The 17,291-nt window shown below is 62.6% G+C and carries 14 protein-coding genes; 2 read left to right on the forward strand and 12 right to left on the reverse strand.

Going from position 1 to position 17,291, the window contains the following annotated elements; genetic code table 11:
- Nucleotides 1–231: 231 nt before the first annotated feature.
- Nucleotides 232–1,227 carry a DUF4192 family protein gene (locus CH273_RS21995; protein WP_015586055.1) on the reverse strand — a complete coding sequence of 332 codons (996 nt, stop codon included), beginning with the start codon at nt 1,225–1,227 and terminating at the stop codon, nt 232–234.
- A 352-nt stretch (nt 1,228–1,579) separates the two neighbouring features.
- Nucleotides 1,580–2,503, reverse strand: coding sequence for a DNA processing protein DprA (locus CH273_RS22000; RefSeq protein WP_052047799.1), 924 nt, complete (start codon nt 2,501–2,503; stop codon nt 1,580–1,582).
- A gap of 287 nt (nt 2,504–2,790) precedes the next feature.
- On the opposite strand from CH273_RS22000, the gene CH273_RS22005 reads away from it, so the two are divergent.
- Both CH273_RS22005 and CH273_RS22010 read left to right on the forward strand, forming a co-directional pair.
- Nucleotides 2,791–3,318 carry a hypothetical protein gene (locus tag CH273_RS22005; protein ID WP_015586057.1) on the forward strand — a complete coding sequence of 176 codons (528 nt, stop codon included), beginning with the start codon at nt 2,791–2,793 and terminating at the stop codon, nt 3,316–3,318.
- Nucleotides 3,319–3,358: 40 nt separating this feature from the next.
- Nucleotides 3,359–4,360: a hypothetical protein gene (locus tag CH273_RS22010; RefSeq protein ID WP_072692241.1), complete on the forward strand. Its 1,002-nt coding sequence runs from the start codon at nt 3,359–3,361 to the stop codon at nt 4,358–4,360.
- A gap of 13 nt (nt 4,361–4,373) precedes the next feature.
- Here the strand turns inward: CH273_RS22010 and CH273_RS22015 are convergent, their stop codons facing one another.
- The 10 genes from CH273_RS22015 to CH273_RS22055 form a co-directional block, all read right to left on the reverse strand.
- On the reverse strand, nt 4,374–4,994 hold the full coding sequence (locus CH273_RS22015; protein WP_015586059.1) for a DUF2637 domain-containing protein: 621 nt from the start codon (nt 4,992–4,994) through the stop codon (nt 4,374–4,376).
- A complete protein-coding gene (locus CH273_RS22020) occupies nt 4,994–5,878 on the reverse strand; it encodes a CPBP family intramembrane glutamic endopeptidase (RefSeq protein ID WP_015586060.1) in 885 nt (294 codons plus the stop codon). Before CH273_RS22020 ends, CH273_RS22015 begins: the two co-directional genes overlap by 1 nt.
- Before the next feature lie 100 nt (nt 5,879–5,978).
- Complete coding sequence (locus tag CH273_RS22025; protein WP_015586061.1) at nt 5,979–6,617, reverse strand: hypothetical protein; 639 nt, start codon at nt 6,615–6,617, stop codon at nt 5,979–5,981.
- Nucleotides 6,618–6,623: 6 nt separating this feature from the next.
- Entirely contained in the window at nt 6,624–6,749 is a 126-nt protein-coding gene (locus CH273_RS28240) for a hypothetical protein (RefSeq protein WP_254924250.1), read from the reverse strand.
- A 103-nt stretch (nt 6,750–6,852) separates the two neighbouring features.
- Complete coding sequence (locus CH273_RS22035; RefSeq protein ID WP_015586063.1) at nt 6,853–7,503, reverse strand: helix-turn-helix domain-containing protein; 651 nt, start codon at nt 7,501–7,503, stop codon at nt 6,853–6,855.
- Between the two features lie 3 nt (nt 7,504–7,506).
- Nucleotides 7,507–12,879 (reverse strand): telomere-binding protein, encoded by a 5,373-nt coding sequence (locus CH273_RS22040; RefSeq protein WP_032364989.1) that lies wholly within the window; start codon nt 12,877–12,879, stop codon nt 7,507–7,509.
- A 223-nt stretch (nt 12,880–13,102) separates the two neighbouring features.
- Nucleotides 13,103–13,273, reverse strand: coding sequence for a hypothetical protein (locus CH273_RS27810; protein ID WP_015586065.1), 171 nt, complete (start codon nt 13,271–13,273; stop codon nt 13,103–13,105).
- A gap of 460 nt (nt 13,274–13,733) precedes the next feature.
- Nucleotides 13,734–14,453, reverse strand: a complete 720-nt coding sequence (locus CH273_RS22045) for a hypothetical protein (RefSeq protein ID WP_032364990.1) — start codon at nt 14,451–14,453, stop codon at nt 13,734–13,736.
- Entirely contained in the window at nt 14,450–15,364 is a 915-nt protein-coding gene (locus CH273_RS22050; RefSeq protein ID WP_015586067.1) for a ParA family protein, read from the reverse strand. The genes CH273_RS22045 and CH273_RS22050 overlap by 4 nt, the downstream gene beginning before the upstream one ends.
- Before the next feature lie 877 nt (nt 15,365–16,241).
- Nucleotides 16,242–16,940, reverse strand: coding sequence for a hypothetical protein (locus CH273_RS22055; RefSeq protein ID WP_015586069.1), 699 nt, complete (start codon nt 16,938–16,940; stop codon nt 16,242–16,244).
- Between the last annotated feature and the right edge of the window lie 351 nt (nt 16,941–17,291).

A 17,291-nucleotide genomic window follows, 5' to 3' on the forward strand; every position in this document is an offset into this window, starting at 1 on the left:
GGGCTGGGGCTGGGCGCTGCGCGCCCGCCGCTGCAGGCGAAACGGCAAGCCGTTCCGAAGAACTCGCGGACTCGGTCGAAGCGCTGCGCGCCTTCGCGGTTGCATCTGTTATTCGATCGCGCTCAATTTGCAATTTGCAATCGAGAATTTTTCGAGGGCGGTCGAACCGAAACCGGCTCGCCGATGCATGGTGTATTCAGCGAAACCGGTTTCGGATCAATCGCATTCAAGTCATTCGTTACGGGATCGCTCGGATTCTGCATCGAGCGCAGCGGGCCGAATCTGCTCCCACAGCGCCGGGTTGATTCCCGCGTTGTATGCGCGTTCGAGCAGCTGCCCCAAGGAATGATCGGGGGCGAGCCCACGGGCAACGTTCATTGCCTCCCGCGCCGGCACCGCCTCCCGTCCGATCCAGTAACTCAGCGAAGCGAGGACGAAGGCGGGGCCTGCCTCGCTGGCGGGCAACACCGCGCCAACCTGCCGCCACAGTTCGCCGAGGACTGCGGCGTTGGCTTCGGTGAAGTGAACGAACAGCACATCGCGCACGCGCACGTCAGAGGCGGCGGCTGCGAGCATCGCAGCGTGGTAATCCGATATCTCGATTCCGCGGTTGCCTGAATCGAGATACCCGGCGAGTACCTCGCGGTGGATGGTCTCTGCGGCCGAGATCGGCCCTACTGCCGGGAACGCCCCGCGTGCAGCCCGCATCATGTCCACCACACTCGCGGCGCGTTCGGCACCGAACTGTTCGGCAACGAAGCCCGCGCGGATTTGGGCGCGAGAGGCCAGACGTACCTGCCCCTCGAGCAACGCTCCGACCACGTAGGGGTGAGCCGTCAGGTCGACCGCCTCGCCGACCTCGTGCGGTCCCGCCAGTACCCCGTTCATCAAGTAGCGGCGCGCACGTCCCTCGTGGAACTGGAACACAGCAACGTCATCGCCCGAGAACTCGTGGAGAACGGCCATCGATGCCGCATCGGCGTGTGTGTCACTGCCGAACACGACCACCACGCGCGGTCCGGATAGATCACGCACGGGGTGACCGCTGGGCACCAGCAACGGGGCACCACCGATCGGCGCTTCCTCCCCCAGCGGGCAGGCCATGACGGCCCCGCCTGTCGAGTTTGGGGTGAACACCACCATTTCGTTCTCGGGAACGTAGCGGACCAGCATCACGGCCACGGCAACAGCATCAGCGGGTGAGGAGATACGAAAAACAGAGGACATCGGACAAACCCCTTTCAGGGCACAGGGGCAGATGGTCAGTCCGCCCGATCAACAGAACACCCACAATCTAGCCGAGACCACCGACAAGAACGGCTCACGCGCAACACATTTGGTCCCCGGCGCACTCGGTGCCGGGGACCGCACCGAGTGCGCCGGGGCTCGGTGGGGAAAGACAACAGGCCCGCCCATGTGTTTCGCTGGGCGAGCCTGTTGTCGAACGTCTAGGGAGAAGCGAAAGGATCAGAGCGACAAAGGCTCTCGCTCTAACTCCTCGGGAGCGGAGTCGGCTTCCGAGGCCCATCTAGGGCTCACGTCCATACCCGACCACACTTTCGGATCGGTGTCGAGCCGATCAGGAGACGTTCGGATCAGCACACACGCCAGCAGCCGACATTGCAAGACGCGCCACACCGTCGATGATCAACGTATGGCATCCGTTCGACGCTGCGGAGGTGACCGGCCCTGGTACCGCGTACACCGCCCGCCCGAGCCTGTGCACTTCCCTGGCCACAGACAGTGCACGTCCGCGTGACCCGGCCTCGGGCACCACTACCGCATCGGAGAGAGCCGCCAGCAGCGCGCCACTCCCGTTGAATCGTTCTCGTCGAGGCTCTGCACCGAACGAGTACTCGCTCACCACCACACCCTGTTCCGCGACGCGCTCGAGCAACCGAGCGTGACCGGACGGATACGCCCGATCCAAGCCGCACGGCATTACCGCTACCGGTCCTGCACCGACCCCCAACGCTGCCCGCAACACCGCTCCCTCGATCCCGAACCCGCTGCCCGACAGGACCGCCACCCCACGCATCGCCAGATCCCCGGCAAATTCCGACGCGACATGCTCGCCGTAAGCGGTCGCAGCCCGGGTGCCGGTGAGCGCCACCGCCGACACATCAGCACCGGGCAGCGCGCCCTGTCCACGAACCCACAGAGCGACCGGAGTCGATCCCTCCAGCCATCCGGCCATCCGCAGCCGCTGCGGCCACTCAGCGTCCGCAGGAGTGACCAATCGTGCTCCCAGCGTTGCCGCCGTCTCGAGGTCTGCCTCGGCACCTGAGTAGTCCCACGAGCGAGCCGTCGCACGCAACAAGTCCTCCGACACCTCCCGATGCCGCACAGCCTCGGCTGCAGCCTCCACGCCCGATAAGGACACCGCCAGATGCACCAACGAGCCCTGCCCCCGCGCCACGTGAGCGAGATACGCCCACGCAACACGCTCACGCCACACCATCTCGCTACCCGACACCGCGTTCTCGCTCGACACACCGCTCACGACGAAACCCTCCCAGGGCTAACACAAGGGCAGATGGTCAGTCCGCCCGATCAACAGAACAACTCGAACCTACCCCGACACACCGACAAAAACAGCACCTGACAAGCGAAAATGTCCCCGGCGCACCCGGTGCCGGGGACAGCGGGTGCGCCGGGCGGTAAGTTCACGAAGCGGCCAAAAGAGCAGACCGAAGTGTCCTGTTCGAGTGATACAAATACCGGAGCAGATCTCACGGGCCGCCGACGAAAAACGCACCAACCGCGACGTTCGAGAGGGAAGCTGCACACATGACCGAGCCCGAGCCATGGCGTCGAAGCAAGACGCCGGCCCCGCTCCCCTCGAATTCCGCCGACGCCCGAGCGATCAGCGAACTGACGGACCCGGAACTGGCTGCGATCATTCGTGACAACCTCCTGCCGCGCTCGAACACCGCCGGCGATACAGCCAATTGGCGTGCATTCTGGAACACCCTCACTTTCGATCCGCAGCTCAACGATCGCGCAAACGCGATCATCGATGTCTACGTCGAGCAAGCAGCAGCAGCGCTCGATACCGGCGAACTCGACGACGCCCAATACAAACGTGCCGGCAAGTTCCACGACCTGTGTATCCACGCCCTCGACAGGCTCGACAAGGTGGTCGACGACCCCCTGGCCTGGGCTGGTGCGCGAGCTGCCGGATTCAATCCACGCTCTCGTGAGGTCATCAACACCCTCGTGCAGGCCATCGCCGATCACCGAGACGACGGCGACGACGCCAAGCTCTGGGCGATTCTCGCCGAAGTTCGTTTGGATCCAGGCCATCGACGCCGGTAAGCGCTCCGCTCAACATGGCCGCCCGCGGAGCCTCTGACCGATGAGCTTCTGGGATTCACTTGCGGCCGGCCTCTCGGAGGAGCCGCCGCGACGGGTGATCGTGTCGACCAGAACGCTCAGGTCGGCGATCGAGGACACCTTGATCTATGGGTTCTCGCGAGCCGCCCTCGAAGTGGTCCTACCCGACGAACTCGACCTGACGTGGGCAGGTACAGGTACCCCGGTTGAGGCCGACACCAAGCGGTCGCTGATCGATGGTTACCTCGTAGGATTCGAGATCCCCCAGCTCGTCGCACTGGCGCGTCGCGTGCTTGCAGAATGCGACGTCGCGGACCACGGGCTCGCGGTGCTGATCGCAGAGTACGAAAAGGGCTCCAGCGGTGTCGATTCTCCCGCAAAGAACCTCATTTTCGCGGCCAATGGTCCCAAACCGGAGATGGTGCTCCGCGACGCGGTCAGCAACGACATCCTGATCACCAAGAATGCTGAGTTCTGCCTGGTCTACGACAGACCGATAACCGAGGCCGGCCTGTCCTTTCAGGAGCTGATTCAGTGGTGGCGTGAGCACCAAGCAATGGCAGACACGGACGATCGCGATGTCGGGCGGTCACTGTACAAACGGCTGCGAGAGAGCCTCGGTAAGAACGAACCCGAGCGGATGGTCTTGGACGTCTACTCACGTCGATACGGAGAGCACGGCTTCGGTATTCCCGCTCTGATCCCGCAGGTCTACCTCCACTACGACCCGTACACCAAGTATCAACGCAAGGGCAGCAGTCCCCTCGAACGCCAACGCATGGACTTCTTGCTGCTCTTCAGTGCAAGAAAACGCGTCGTCATCGAGGTCGACGGTCGTCAGCACTACGCCAACGAAGACGGCCGCGCCAGCACGCAGCTGTACGCCGAGATGGTCACCGAAGACCGACGTCTCCGGCTAGCGGGATACGAGGTCTATCGGTTCGGGGGCAAAGAGTTCGAGAGCCCCGACGCGCCGTCGATGCTCGCAGCATTCTTCGACGAACTGAGCTCGCGAATGAAGTAGACCGACGGGGAACTCATGCCGGGGCGAGGTATCGATCCTCCTCAGAGCCGATCTGGAGTTCGTCCTCGGCGGCTGCGATGACTGCGTCGACGACCTCAATGGGTAGCCCGGTCTTGGTGGCCACTGCAGCGTGCTCGTGGCCTTCGCTGGCCAGTTTCAGGACGTGGACACACAGAACGGCTGTTTCGGCCTCTGTGGAGCTGTTCGGGGCCGAGTGACGCTGGTCGGTGCTGTCGTCTACAGCTGATGCTTCGAGTCGGACCAGCTGGATCATCAGGTGCGTGGTGACCAGCAGCACCAGCGGCGGCGCAGCAGCGGCCAGCGCGGCCACGGTGAAGGTCGAGCTGTAGTCCACCATCGAGACGTGCACGATGTTGCCGGCCGTCGATGCGATCGACCCGAGAATCAGCAAGGCCCACGCGAACCAGCGGTGTGAGGCGTCGACGACGAGCATGAGTGTTGCGAGGATTACCATTCCGTCGAGCACCAGTGGCAGAACCCATCCCAGTGTTGCCGGGTATCCGCTGGCAGTAGCGAGCTGCCACAACGATATTCCGCTCTTTGTGAAGGCGCTGATACCGATCACCGCATTGCCGATCACCGCGCAACGTTTGATGGTTGTCAGATTCCTCATCAATGTCCTTCGCTGGTGGTGATCGAAAAGTGGCCGGCCGCTGCCGTCGGGCGTGCTAGATCGGCGTGCTTGAGGGTGGGTGTGTTCGACAGTCGGTAAATCGACCACAGGGCGGTGAATGCGATACACCCGCCGATCACTATCTGAGCCGCGGTGTAGTCACCATTGTTCGCAATGACGAATGCATTCCAAGCTGTATGGGCCAGAACGAGTCCCGTGAGACTGCGGAGTCGATAGTAGACGTAGACGGCCACAGCGCCCCATACGAACGCCGACAACGCTTGCCCTGTTCCCTGGTACAGATGGATGGAGGCTCGAAACAGAGCTGAGCTCGCGATGACGATGCCGAGCATCCACGGCTGGACGCGCCAGACCAGTCCGACGACCCCGAAGAGCAACAAGACCGGAAGCGCACTGAAGAACGGTTCCTCGGCCAAGCCGGCGACGAGAAGGTGCGCACTGTTCCACCATTGTGCCGGGTTGCCGTAGTCACTGGTGCGCGAAAGGTTTTCGGCATCCTCGGGGGACAGCAACGAGGCCATGCACAGGCCGATGGGGAACAATCCTGCACTCATCAGCGTCCGCGCTCGCCACGTCCCAGGGAAGCTGTTCGGTTCGGTCTCGTTCGGTTCGATGAACCGGCGCACCGCCGCGACGAGAGCGAGACCGGCAACTGCGGCGAAGAAGAGAATTAGGAAGCCAATTTGAGCGCCGGGCATCGTCGGCGGGGTCGACTCGGTGACTACCTCGGATCCGGTACCGAGATGCCTCTGAACCGAGACTAATGCCTCGAAAGGCCAACACACGACTAGGTAGGCGGCAGCAAGCCCGAGCGGAACAGCAGCGATATACAGGCTTGAGTTCCAGTTGTTGTTGCGATTCATCGCGATTCACTCTTTCTTTGACATTCTCTCGTCGCGGCGACACAGGACAGTCATGGGTGCGGATACGAGTACTGAGCGTGGGTACGGCGGTCGAGGCTGATCAGTTGTCGAGTAGGCCCGCACCGCGGGCAATAGCGGGTAGGTCGATCGGTGGTGCCCATGCGGCCCACACGCGGGTTCGGCCGAGCTCGACGACACGGTCGTCCGGATAGAGCCGCCATGGGCCGACGCGGTCGAGCAGTTCACCGACGAGGGCGTCGGCGTGGAAACGGGTGGGAACGGTGACGAAGTCATCGAGCGGGCCCCGCTTATGTAGTGCCGCGACGGGGCGTGGTGCGCCTCTGGCGATCGCTACCTGCCGCAGGTCCGGAGAGCCGTGGGGACGGAGGATCGCCACGACATGGGGGTCCAGCCATCGTCGCTCTCGCCATTCCTTGCGGACACCGCGGCCACGGGGAAGATCGAGCCCGGTCAAGACAGTTCGTGCATTGTCGAGGGTCTGCTGTTCGACACGTCGGATTTCAGGAAGGGGAAATTGAAGTTGCTGCAACCGGCGGACGGGAATGGCCGCTCGAGCGCGAGGTGAGCCCTGCAGCCAACGCTGAACGGTACGGCGAGTCACCCCGAATGCCGCTGCGACATAGTCGATATCGACACCACCGTTGACCAAGGGGCCGTAGCACGCGGTGAATGCGACCTCGAGCTGTCGTTTGGTCCACCGCGGCCGCTTCGGGTTCATGTCGCTCTAATGGAGTGGTCCGAGAAAGACGCCGTATCCCATTTTGGCCTGCACAGCCATGCTGACGAGGATCAGACCCGCCAACGCAGAAACGACGCGGGTCTTCCACTGCTGAGACTTGGTCTCGAACATGTCTTTCTGATCCCTCCTGCAGAGCGCTGCCGTGCGCGATTCCACCGATACCGTAGCGGTTGCACCGGACACTCCGAACACCTGAACTCGCAGACTCTTATGGTCAGACCGGGTCGATGGAGATGTTGTCGATGCTCTCGAAGGTCCATCCGTCGACGTACCGATCGCTGGCGTAGCCGCTGAGCCACTTCGAGAGCGCTTTGTCGCCGCCGCGTTCGTACGCCGACCACATCGACTCGACATCGGATGGCGACATACCACTCTGATCCGGGGGGATCTGGATGGAACGATTGCGAATGTAGAACCCTCCCCCACCGGCGACGCCTTGTCGGCCCTTGATCTGTACGCGCGCACCGTATTTGGCGATCGACTTGCCCTGTTTGCTCTCTCGGACAGCTTTGATGGCGGCGCGCCGGCCCTGTTGCGTCGTCGCTGCCTGCCGCGACTTGGTGGTGAGCTTGCTCAGAGTCTCGGCCTTCGGCTTCGAGATTCGCTGGCGTCCCTCGGCGGCAACCCAGCGTTCCACCGTACGACGTGAGACTCCGAGATCGCGCGCAGCTGCGGCAGTGTTCACCCCGCCCCGAGTGCCCGGGCCGTACGCGGCGAGGAGCATCCCACGCATGTCAGGGGTGGTGCCGGCCTTGCCGGAGACATCGGCACCACGCCTGCCCGTCAAGCCCTGGAACAGTGAGCTGCGTCGGCGTTCGTCTGCTTCCAGGTTCTCTTTGAAGCCAGCATGCTTGCGCCCGGCCATTGGCTATTCCCCCTTGCCTGTCGTGGCATCCCAGTTCATCGTCAGCGCTTCCTTGCCCTTGTAGCGGCCACCGACGAGGAACTCGAGATGATCGCCGAGTCGAGCGGAGCCCTCCCACTTGTATTGGCCGAACCCTCGACCGAGCTGCTTGTCCTCCCCAGGCCAGGACGCGATCGGATCCGGATCGTTGCTGGTGTAGAGAACCGTGTCGTTCGTGATGGCCACCGGCCACCGGTCGGAGACGGTGCCGATCTTGACGATGCGACGAGTGATGTTCGCCCGCGCTTTGGCGATGATGTGATGGCGTCGCTCAGGCGAGAAACCTGCTCGTCCGGTCATATGAACCGAGGACCCCATCTGGCCGATCGTGCGCGTGTAGACGCCCTTGAGCAGATCTCTGGCCAACTGAGCGTCGACGTCGTCGACGTCCAAAGCTGTTCGTGCGTCCCGGATTCGCTCGTACCACGGATCGAGTACTCGGCCATGTTCGTTCCACACGTAGGCCTCGACAGGTTCGAGCTCGTAGCCGAGTTCTCCGGCGACCTGCAGACTCGGTGTGGTCACCCACAGCAGGCCCGGCCGGCCGCCGAGAGGCATCAATGGATGTGGGATGCGCCAGTCCCCTGCCTCGGGAACCTCTACCCGCCAATAGCCCGGCAGCTTCTTGTCGAACGCTCGCCCGTCTGGATGATGAGTGGCCGATCCGATCGGCATCTCCAAACCGGCGATTCCCGCAGCATGCGAGCCTCCTCGGTCGTACGCGTGGACGTAGATCATCGATGTCTCGTCGCTGGTCGGTTTGCGGGACCATGCGTAATCGTCCTCGAGGGAGCTGATGGTGGCCGGGCCGACGGGAGTCTGTGCCCCGAACATCCGCTCGCGGTCCTTGAATCGAGTCGAGATCATCAGGTCGAAACCTGTGGACTGCGGGGTGATCACCCACGGCATCTTCAACGCGCTGGCGAACAGCGACAATCGACGCGCGAGTTTGCTCGGGGACGGTCGGTCTCCGAGAATAGGGATATCGCGTGGATCGGCGTTCATGCCGGCAGCCAGGACGACCCACACACCGCGGTGCTCGCCCTGGGTGCGCCACACACGGGTCCACGCACCGAGCCGGTCACCGGGCTTGCCCAGGGTCCAACCGTCGGCGATTGCATCTGTGACGAACGCTGTGCCGGCAGTGGCCTCGCCGACGTCTTTGCGTCGCTGCGACGGATCGTCGCTCAGCGTGCTCAGATCCACCCCGAACTTCTCGGTCATCGCCGCGGTCACCCAGATCTGTCCCGGTTCGCTCTGCCACGACGAAGTCTGAGTGCCCAGACGCAGCTCCTGCACCAGCGCGGCGACATGACCGACGTGAGAGATGTTCTGTGGCAAATTGATTCGACTTCCGTCGGGCATCCAAATGCCATCGACGTCCAGGACGGCGGCAGGGGCAGCGAACGGGTTGGCCGCGGTCTTCGCGGGAGCTGAACGCCGAGGCTGCGTGGTCTCGAGCGGCGCACTGGGTTGCGCAACCGTAGGAGCACTCGACTCGGCGGCCTCGGAAGCAGCTCGACGAGCAGGTTCGTTCGACGGCCGCGGGCCAGTGGAGGCGGGTGCAGGCGGCTTCGCTGCGGCTGCGGTATCGGCAACCAGTGCAGCGCGGGAGGCAGCTGTGCTTCCGAACCAGCACTGCGCGTGCAGAACGTGGCCATCGAAGCGAAGGCCCGAGCCCACTCCGCACTTCACGCACGGGACGCTCGGCGAAATATGTTCTGCCACAGCGATATGGCCCTCGGCATCGGGGTAGCTTCCCACTGGAATGTCCTCCTGTTCGGAGTTGTCAGACGTAGCTTCCGCGTCGTTGGCACGAGAGCTGCCCGTCGTCGATGAGGTGTCGCTGTTCGATACCGAGAACAACGTCGCGAGGTCGGCCACTGCGGAGGTCGAACCCGGAACGTCGCTCGGTGTCGTACCGTCCGGTGCATCGTCGGGTCCGCCATCAGCGTCGAAGATGCCGATCTGACCGTCGTCGGGGCCGTCGCCGAGGATCGCCCACAGACGGAGAGCGGTCATCCGCTGCCGCCGTTCCTCACAATGGATGGTGCGTTGGACGGTGTAACGGGGTGTCTTGCCTGCGCGTTCCTCGGCGATCAGAACTCCCTCGTCGTAGAGGGCCCGCAGCGCCGTGCCTCGATCGATCTGTGGAGCATCGGACATCGTCGATGCCGCGGCTTTCAGAACCTGTTCGAGGGCAGTCGATTCGATCAACAGCTGCGCTTCACCGTCGCGTGGTCCGGGGTCGGTGAGCACGTACCCCAACCGGATCCCGCGTGCGTCTTCGCGGTACTTCTTGACGTCCTGATAGTCCGAGACCAACGTCCGTCGCCACCCCAACCGGCCGGCGAGCGGGCGGTCGGGTGCTTCACCGGTACGAACGTCGTCGACGTAGGCCAACCCGGTACGCAGTGCGTGCGCAAGGAGCTCGCGCACCCGCGCCCCGGTACGTGAAGGCAGATCGGGATCGGCCGCAGCGACGACCGCGTCGTGCAATCCGCCGTCGACGACGTCGAGAACTTGCTCGACCTCATCGGCATCGAGCGCGCCGACATCGAGCAGAAAAGCGGTGAACGCCTGCCACCCTGCCCACACTGCACCGACCGCTTCGGCCTGGCGCACGGTCTCACCCTGCTCACGTAAGCCCTCGGCGTAGTGCGCGCCCTCGTTGAAGACCTTTTCCCGCAGTTCCTCGAGGCGGGGGCACAACCACTGCAGGAACGAGGCCATCAGCAGGGCGCGTCCATGTCGAGACTGCTCACTGTCGAGTCGAATCAGCTCGTCGAGTTCGATCTCGTCGGACTGCAACGGCACCACCAACATGCGCTGAGCGCCGGACCCTGGTCGAGGCATGACCTCGGAGGTCACCATCGCGGACGATCGGGGGGCGGTGCCGTCGAGGATGCTCAACCCGTCGCGACTGGAACGGCTCCGTTGTTCGCCGTTGTGGACCATGCGCGCGAACTCTTCGAGCGCTTTCTGTGCAGCCCCCCAGTCTCGTGTGGGAGCGACATCATCGGCCCAGTACAGCGCATCTTTCGACGAATTCAGTTTGATGCGAAGCGCATTGAGAGTGTCACCGTTACCTGACATCGACGATGCCGGCCGCCGACGATCCCACAGCTCACCGAAGTGATGCATCGCGATCGACGCGATCGAGGTCTTGTACGAACCGGGCGAACCAATGAGCGAAAGAACCCAGGGGTTGGGTCCCAAGGCCGCGCGAAAGACGTGCCCGAGCAACGGAGCAGCGATTCGCACCGGCAGACGCGTCAGCATCGATCCCGAATCGACCATGAAGGCATCACGCAATCGAGGTGCATCGGCGATCGGGCACGGCAGGTCGTAACGCGAGAGCGGTCCACTGAGCAGAACCGGCGCAACACGGGCACCGGCAGCACTGATAGCGCCACCCGCGTGCACGTAGAACCACTCGTCGTTTCGGTCCTTACGCCAACCGGTGGAACGGAATCGAACCGTCCGGGCAATCGTCACTCCACCCGCCACTTTCAGGGCGTCGCGAAGTTTGGCGATTCCAGAGGGTTTGGAGTCGTACGTCGGCGGCCCGGGAAGAGAATCCGCCCAGGTGCAGTCCCGATAGTCCTGTGCGTCCACCCGCATACGCATGAACTCGCCCGTATCGGGATGGGTGTACCCGATGACGACAGCGGAAAGCTGTTCGGGCGACGGCGGATTGGCTTCCCGCTGCCCGACGATATCTTCGCGTCCGAGCAGGGTCGGTGCGTCGACGTCGAGGCCGTCGTCCTGCGATTCGAGGTATTCCATCTCCACGATCCGAGCATCGATGCTGAGCACCATTTTGGCGGTCTGCTCGCCATCTCGGTTGGTGACGATTTCGACGAGGCTTCCCTCTACGACCCGATACGTCGGTGCAGATATCTGAGCGCCGCGGGTGGCCGCCCCGACCAGGTGCAGTCGGGGTCCGTCAGGGAGCGGATGTGTCGATTCACCGGCGTCGATGTGGCTGGATCCGGTCGCCGGCGGCACCGCGTCGTGCTCGTCCTCGTCGTGCAGCAGCGGTGGAATCGGAGTGCGCGAAATATCGTGTGCGGCACGGGCAGCCGTGCGGGCAGTACGCCACACAGCGGTAGCGGCATCGACCGCTTCTTGCGACCACTTCGTGCCCTCAGCGGCAGCGAAACTACGCACCGCATCGACGGCTTCGCTCAACGGCTCGAACAGGCGCTCCGCCTCGACGGCCCAGCGCCCAGCGAGGCGGATCTCGTCTGCGCACTCATCCTGGTGACCTGATACTCGCCCGCGCTCGGCACGCGCAGCCGCTTCCTGAGCCGCCTTTTCGACCTCGGCGGCCTTGCCGCGCAGCTTGGCCAGCGCAGCATGTGCCGCAACCTCACCGACATGGACGGGAATCAACCCGTTCCACATATCGTCCGGATCCCACAGCTGGGCCTCGACGTGATCTGTGAAGTCTGATTTGTCATCTGTTGTGCCGGGTAGCAGCAGTTGTACCTCGGCATCAACTGCGCCGAGCAGCGACGCCAGTTCGATGCCGCGCTCGTATCCTGCGGCGTCACGATCGAGCACAACGCGCACTGCGGCACCGGCGAACACCTCGGCGAGCTGTGGCGGAAAGTTCAGGCCACCCTGGGCATTCGTGGTCGCGCACAGACCGAGACGCATCGCGGTCTCGACATCCTTTTCGCCCTCGAGCAGCCACACCGGCTGGCCGGCCGACAGCGCCGCTTGCAGCTGCGGCATCGCGAACAGGACCGGAGTGAACACCGCAGGCTTACGTTTGACGTACGTGCGATTCGGACCGACGAACAACTGCCGGAATCGTTTGTGTTTGACGCCGCACGAGGTGCACTCCTCGCGGATGACCTCCTGCACCAATACGCTGTCGGCATCGGTGTAGGGATAGCGCGCAACTTCCGACCAAGAGTGCTCGACCTCGGGCTCCGGCATCGGACCGGCAATCCGAGCAGGCAGACGCCCCAGACGCCCACGTCGTTTGCCCGCTGCCCGTTGCTGCGGGGATCTACCGACACGCGGTGCGCTCGGATCCCGACTCGGCAAGGGTTCGTCGAACAGATCGGACACACCGATATCGAGACGCTCGGCGATTTCTGCGGCCGTCGCTGAGCAGCCATGGCACCGCAGCAGCACCATTCCAGAACCGTGGTGGCCCGGAGTCCAGGTGACAGACAGCGAAGCGTGACGGTCGTCGTGAACGGGGCATCTCGCCTGAAACTGGGTACTCGATGTGGCTTTGAAGCCGCCGAGCTGCTCGAGGCGTGGACGGATGTTGTCCATCGACCACATGTGGCCGCGGTTGGGAGTCGGTGACGTCACGACTCACCGCCGACACGTAGATGTACGACGCGCGCTGGGTTCGGAGCGCAAATCACGGCGAGGCAGGGGTACTGAGCTATGATGTCAATACACCTCCTGTCGTGTTCGTGGTTGTTCCCGGTGGGTGGTTGGAGCGGAGCGATTCGCTCACTTGTGAATCCGGAAGACCCCCCTTCTCGCCGCCAAGCACGAGGGGGGTTTTTCACTGTCTAGGGGTAGGTCATCACGCGCCCAGCTTGTACTGTGCGGGATCGATTCGATCTTGGATGTAATGCGGCATGGGTAGATCATGGTGCAGCGCCATGACATAGACGTAGTAGTCGCTGAGGTCGAGGCCAAGGGCGTCGGCCTCGTTTTTGTAATGCGCATACTGCGTGTCGGGCGTGCGCACCATTGCGGGTATGCGAGGGCCCTTCGACTCTCTCCCAGGTTTGCTTCCAGCCATGCGATCACATTAAACGGATTCGGTAACAGAAACAGGGAGGCCGCGACATCCGGTGTGTCGCCTGCCTGTCGTGCCACGTTCACATGTTCCTCCGCACCTCGTCCGTACCCGCCCTCGCACCACACATGACAGGTAGATCCGTCTCGATCTACCTCTGTGACAGAAGTGGCGAAATCTCTCGACATTGTCTCTGCGGCACCGGACACGACGAACACCCCAGCTCGTCGAACCGACCCGCTGCGCAAGCCCCTTCATCGATATACGCGTGACCTTGGCTCTTTTATGTGGGGAGCATGGGGAGCATGGAGATAAGGGCAGCTCAAAGGCAAAAAAACGCTCCCCACCGGAGTGGGGAGCATGGTGGGGAGCACGGTGGGGAGCCAGGAGCAAGACGCTCTGGCCCGGCGGATCAAGAGATCAGATAGTCCTCAACGACCGCAGCAATCAGCGCGCTTCGTGAGGGGATGAGCGGACTTGCTTCTACCTGCTCGTCTATCCATCGGGTCTGGGCTACCCACAGATGTGGACGCACCTCCACTCCCCCGCTCGCGACCTTCGGGCGGGCCAGACGCGGCATGCCACCGCGTGGCGATTCGACGGCGCGAGGGGCGAAGAGGCGAACCAAGGTTTCCGGGGTGTGCGCGGCGAAGGCATCCTCGACGATCTCGCCGTAGGACTTCTTCTCCCGCTGAGATCGCGTCTTCCAGGCCTCTTTGACCGTCGCGGGAACGTAGACCGCGATCGGGCGCACATCTTCATCACCGACAATCGCAGCCAACGGCTCCGCTGTAGCGGTGTCGGCCCCGGTTTCGGGTGTGGTGGCTACGTCCTCGGTTGCGGCAGTGCTGCCCCCGGAGGGCGAGGCAGATGTAGCAACCTCGGTCGGAGGCTCTGGTGCAGGTGCTACAGGAGCATCCGGTGCAGATGTCACGTCCGGAGCCTGTACGTGCGGCTCGTCGACGGCTCTTTCGGCAGCCACGTCGGTCGAGCGTGGTTCCACTGCGGCAGGCCTGGCGAGGGAACCCGTTCCATTGCGAGGGAAAATGTTGGCGAGGCCAGATCCACGGGGAGCGGGCTTGTCGAATTGGTCCGCCAGGCTGGGTCGCTTCTTGCGATCAGTGGTGCTCATGCGGGTGCTACCTCTTCTGCGTGATCGGCTTCGGCAGCAAGCTCGGCCAAGCGTTGCAAGACCTCAGCTGCTAGGGCCTCGTAGTCATCCGCCAACCCGGTTGCATCCCGAGAGAGCAGAAGGCTGGGTGGTTTCACCTTGTCCCTCAGCGCTTTCAACCGAGCCTTCTTTGCGCTAGCAGTAGCGCCTTCGAGTTCGTGAGCTAGGAGCCCATGCCGCCGCGCGTCGGCAGCGGCGCTCTCCATGTAGCGGATTGTCGTGCCGAAGATGGGGGCAATGGTGTCAGGAATGGCTTGCGTAATACTTTCCCTCACCTGGTCCTGGAGCCGTTGTGACCTACTGCCGACCGCAAACAGAAGCATGCCAGCCAATCTCAGTTGCGGATTGTGCTCCCGGGCACGCGCGAAGCGCTCGGCGACGCGGTCGAGGCCGTCGAGGCTGCCATCGTCGGCGCGAGTAGGGATGAGAACGGACGACGTGCAGTACAGCACCGCATCACCGATGATCACGTCGCCTGGCGGGGTATCGAAGAGAACAATGTCGTAGTCGGGAACGATCGGGGCAAGGACTTTGTGGAGGATCTGCCCCAGCGATTCGCCCCCGCGGCTGAGCCTGGAGAGCATCATGCCAGCAACGTCGACGAGCGCAGGACCAGCGGGAATGACGTCTAGACCGGGTCGGACGTCTTTGATGATCGGGGGTTGTCCGCCTGACATCAACGACATCAGAAGTTCTTCACCGGACTGCTTTTCGTAACCGAAATCGCGGGCCAGGTTGCCCTGAGGGTCGAACTCCCCGACGAGAACACGGTAGCCGGCAGCGGCGAACAGGCCTGCGAGGTTGGCAACAACCGTCGTCTTGCCCACTCCCCCTTTACCTTGGGTGACTGCGAGGGAATTTGATATTGCCATCGATAGAACCTTCCTTCCAGAGTCCTGGATCCGCGTGCATCTATTCGAGCGCTGCCGTGGAGAAGCGTGACCGGGAGGCGTTCACGGTGCCGAATCGGTACGTGCGAGCGGCTCGACTTGTCCCGCACGCTCTTGTGCGGGCGGATGCGCAGGTTGTCGTGCGTGGTTGTGTGCGCGAGAGTACGCCCAGTCACGCACGTCAGTCAACACGGTCTAAGTCGCGTAACACCATGCGTATCAATGCTCGCACTCTTACGCGGCAAAACACGCGCAATAAAACATGTAGTGCTGCGCCCTAGTAACAGCGTACCAATACGCACGTTAAGTCGCATATCAACACCCTTGTTAACACGTGAAGAAACACGGGCATTGATGTGCTGACCAAAACGGTAATTAACCCGCGTGTTGACGTGCGGAGTTATACCCGGTATTGCATGCGTAGTATTACGCGTATTAACCAACGGTGTAACAAGCGTATTTGTACGCCCTCAAACACGCGGTTTAGTACGCGATGAAACCAACGCTTTACTGTGCGAGGAGTACTACGAAGTGCTACGCCCATTGTGTTGGGATGATTGCCCGGTAGACGGTAACGGAGGTAGGGGAGCAGAGCACTGGGATGATGAACGGGATCGAGAGTGGGTAGTTATGTCGGATCAACAAAGCGTCGATATGTGCGAATCAGCGTGCGATTCGAGCTGCGATCATGGCCGCGACTCCCAATCCGCAGGCTCTGCTGGCTTCGCGAAGGCTCAAGCGAAGTGTTGAGGGGAGAGGTATCGGTAGGGGAGTGCGAGGATTGCTACGTAGTTCGACGCGAGCCTGGCACGAATTTCACATAAGACGCCAGGTCAACGGGGGACTGTTCGCGTTCCAATCAGCGTAGATCCGAATAGCTCTGACGCAGTCGGCGGCGGGGATCGCCAGGCTCTCCGCGGGTCGTTCGCTGTTCGGCTATCCGTTGTTCCAGACCGATCTTCGACGCCATTTGGGTGGCCCACAGCAGGGTGGCGTCAGGGACTGATTCTGAGAGTTCAACGGTGAGATCTACAAGGGTGTCTTCGAGCAGTGTCTCGGCGGCTCGGTAGAGGCTCCACAGGTGGCTCAATTCCCAACTAAGAATGAGGGGATTTCCGAACATCATGCGCTCACAGGAACGTTGAATGCGCCGGACTTGAGGGTTGCTCAGAGCTGTCGGATCGTGCGGGTCGGCCCAGGTCGCAAGGTAGCTGCTCTGCTCGCATGTCCACGGCAACAGCAGGAGCGCATCAGTCGCGAAAGTCCAGCTCTGCGTGTCGAGAACGTGTTGTGACTGTTTGAGGGCGCGGCCCAGGGCTCGCTGGCAGGTCGTGGTGTAGTCGGCGAGCGCTAGCCGACATCGCTCCAGTTGTGCCAGGTCGTGCACTGTGTGGAACTGGTCCTGTCCACGAGTGAATTCGGTGGCAACGAGCGCGGCCTCGGTGTCCCACCAGCGAAACTGGGACTGACGATGGAACTCGCGGTGCCATCGTAGGTCGTCGAGCGTTCGGGCTGCGACGCCGCTGCCTGGCGCGGTGGCGGTGTCGGAGAAGCTCATCGTTCAATGGTTGCAGGTAAATGGTGGTGTGTCACCACCCCTCTGGCATCAGTTCTATGACTGTGCCCACGGCCGAAGAGGTAGATGTGGTGGTTTTCCTGGTGAGCTCTGCATGGCGATCGGTTCAAGATCGTCGGTGAACGACGCTGCGTTGAAGAAACATTGGCGGCAGATTGTGGACACACATGAAAGCCATCAAATCAAATAGCACTGAGTCACGAGAACCACATCAGTCCGACATGAGTGTCAAACGATAACAAAATCGTGTTGTGATCACGTGGCAGTGATCATAATCCAACTTGTCTTGGAGTCAAGAGGCAGCGCCGAGTGCAGTTCGGTTGAGAGTCAGTC

Source organism: Rhodococcus sp. 05-339-2 (assembly GCF_002258965.1).
Taxonomy (GTDB): domain Bacteria; phylum Actinomycetota; class Actinomycetes; order Mycobacteriales; family Mycobacteriaceae; genus Rhodococcoides.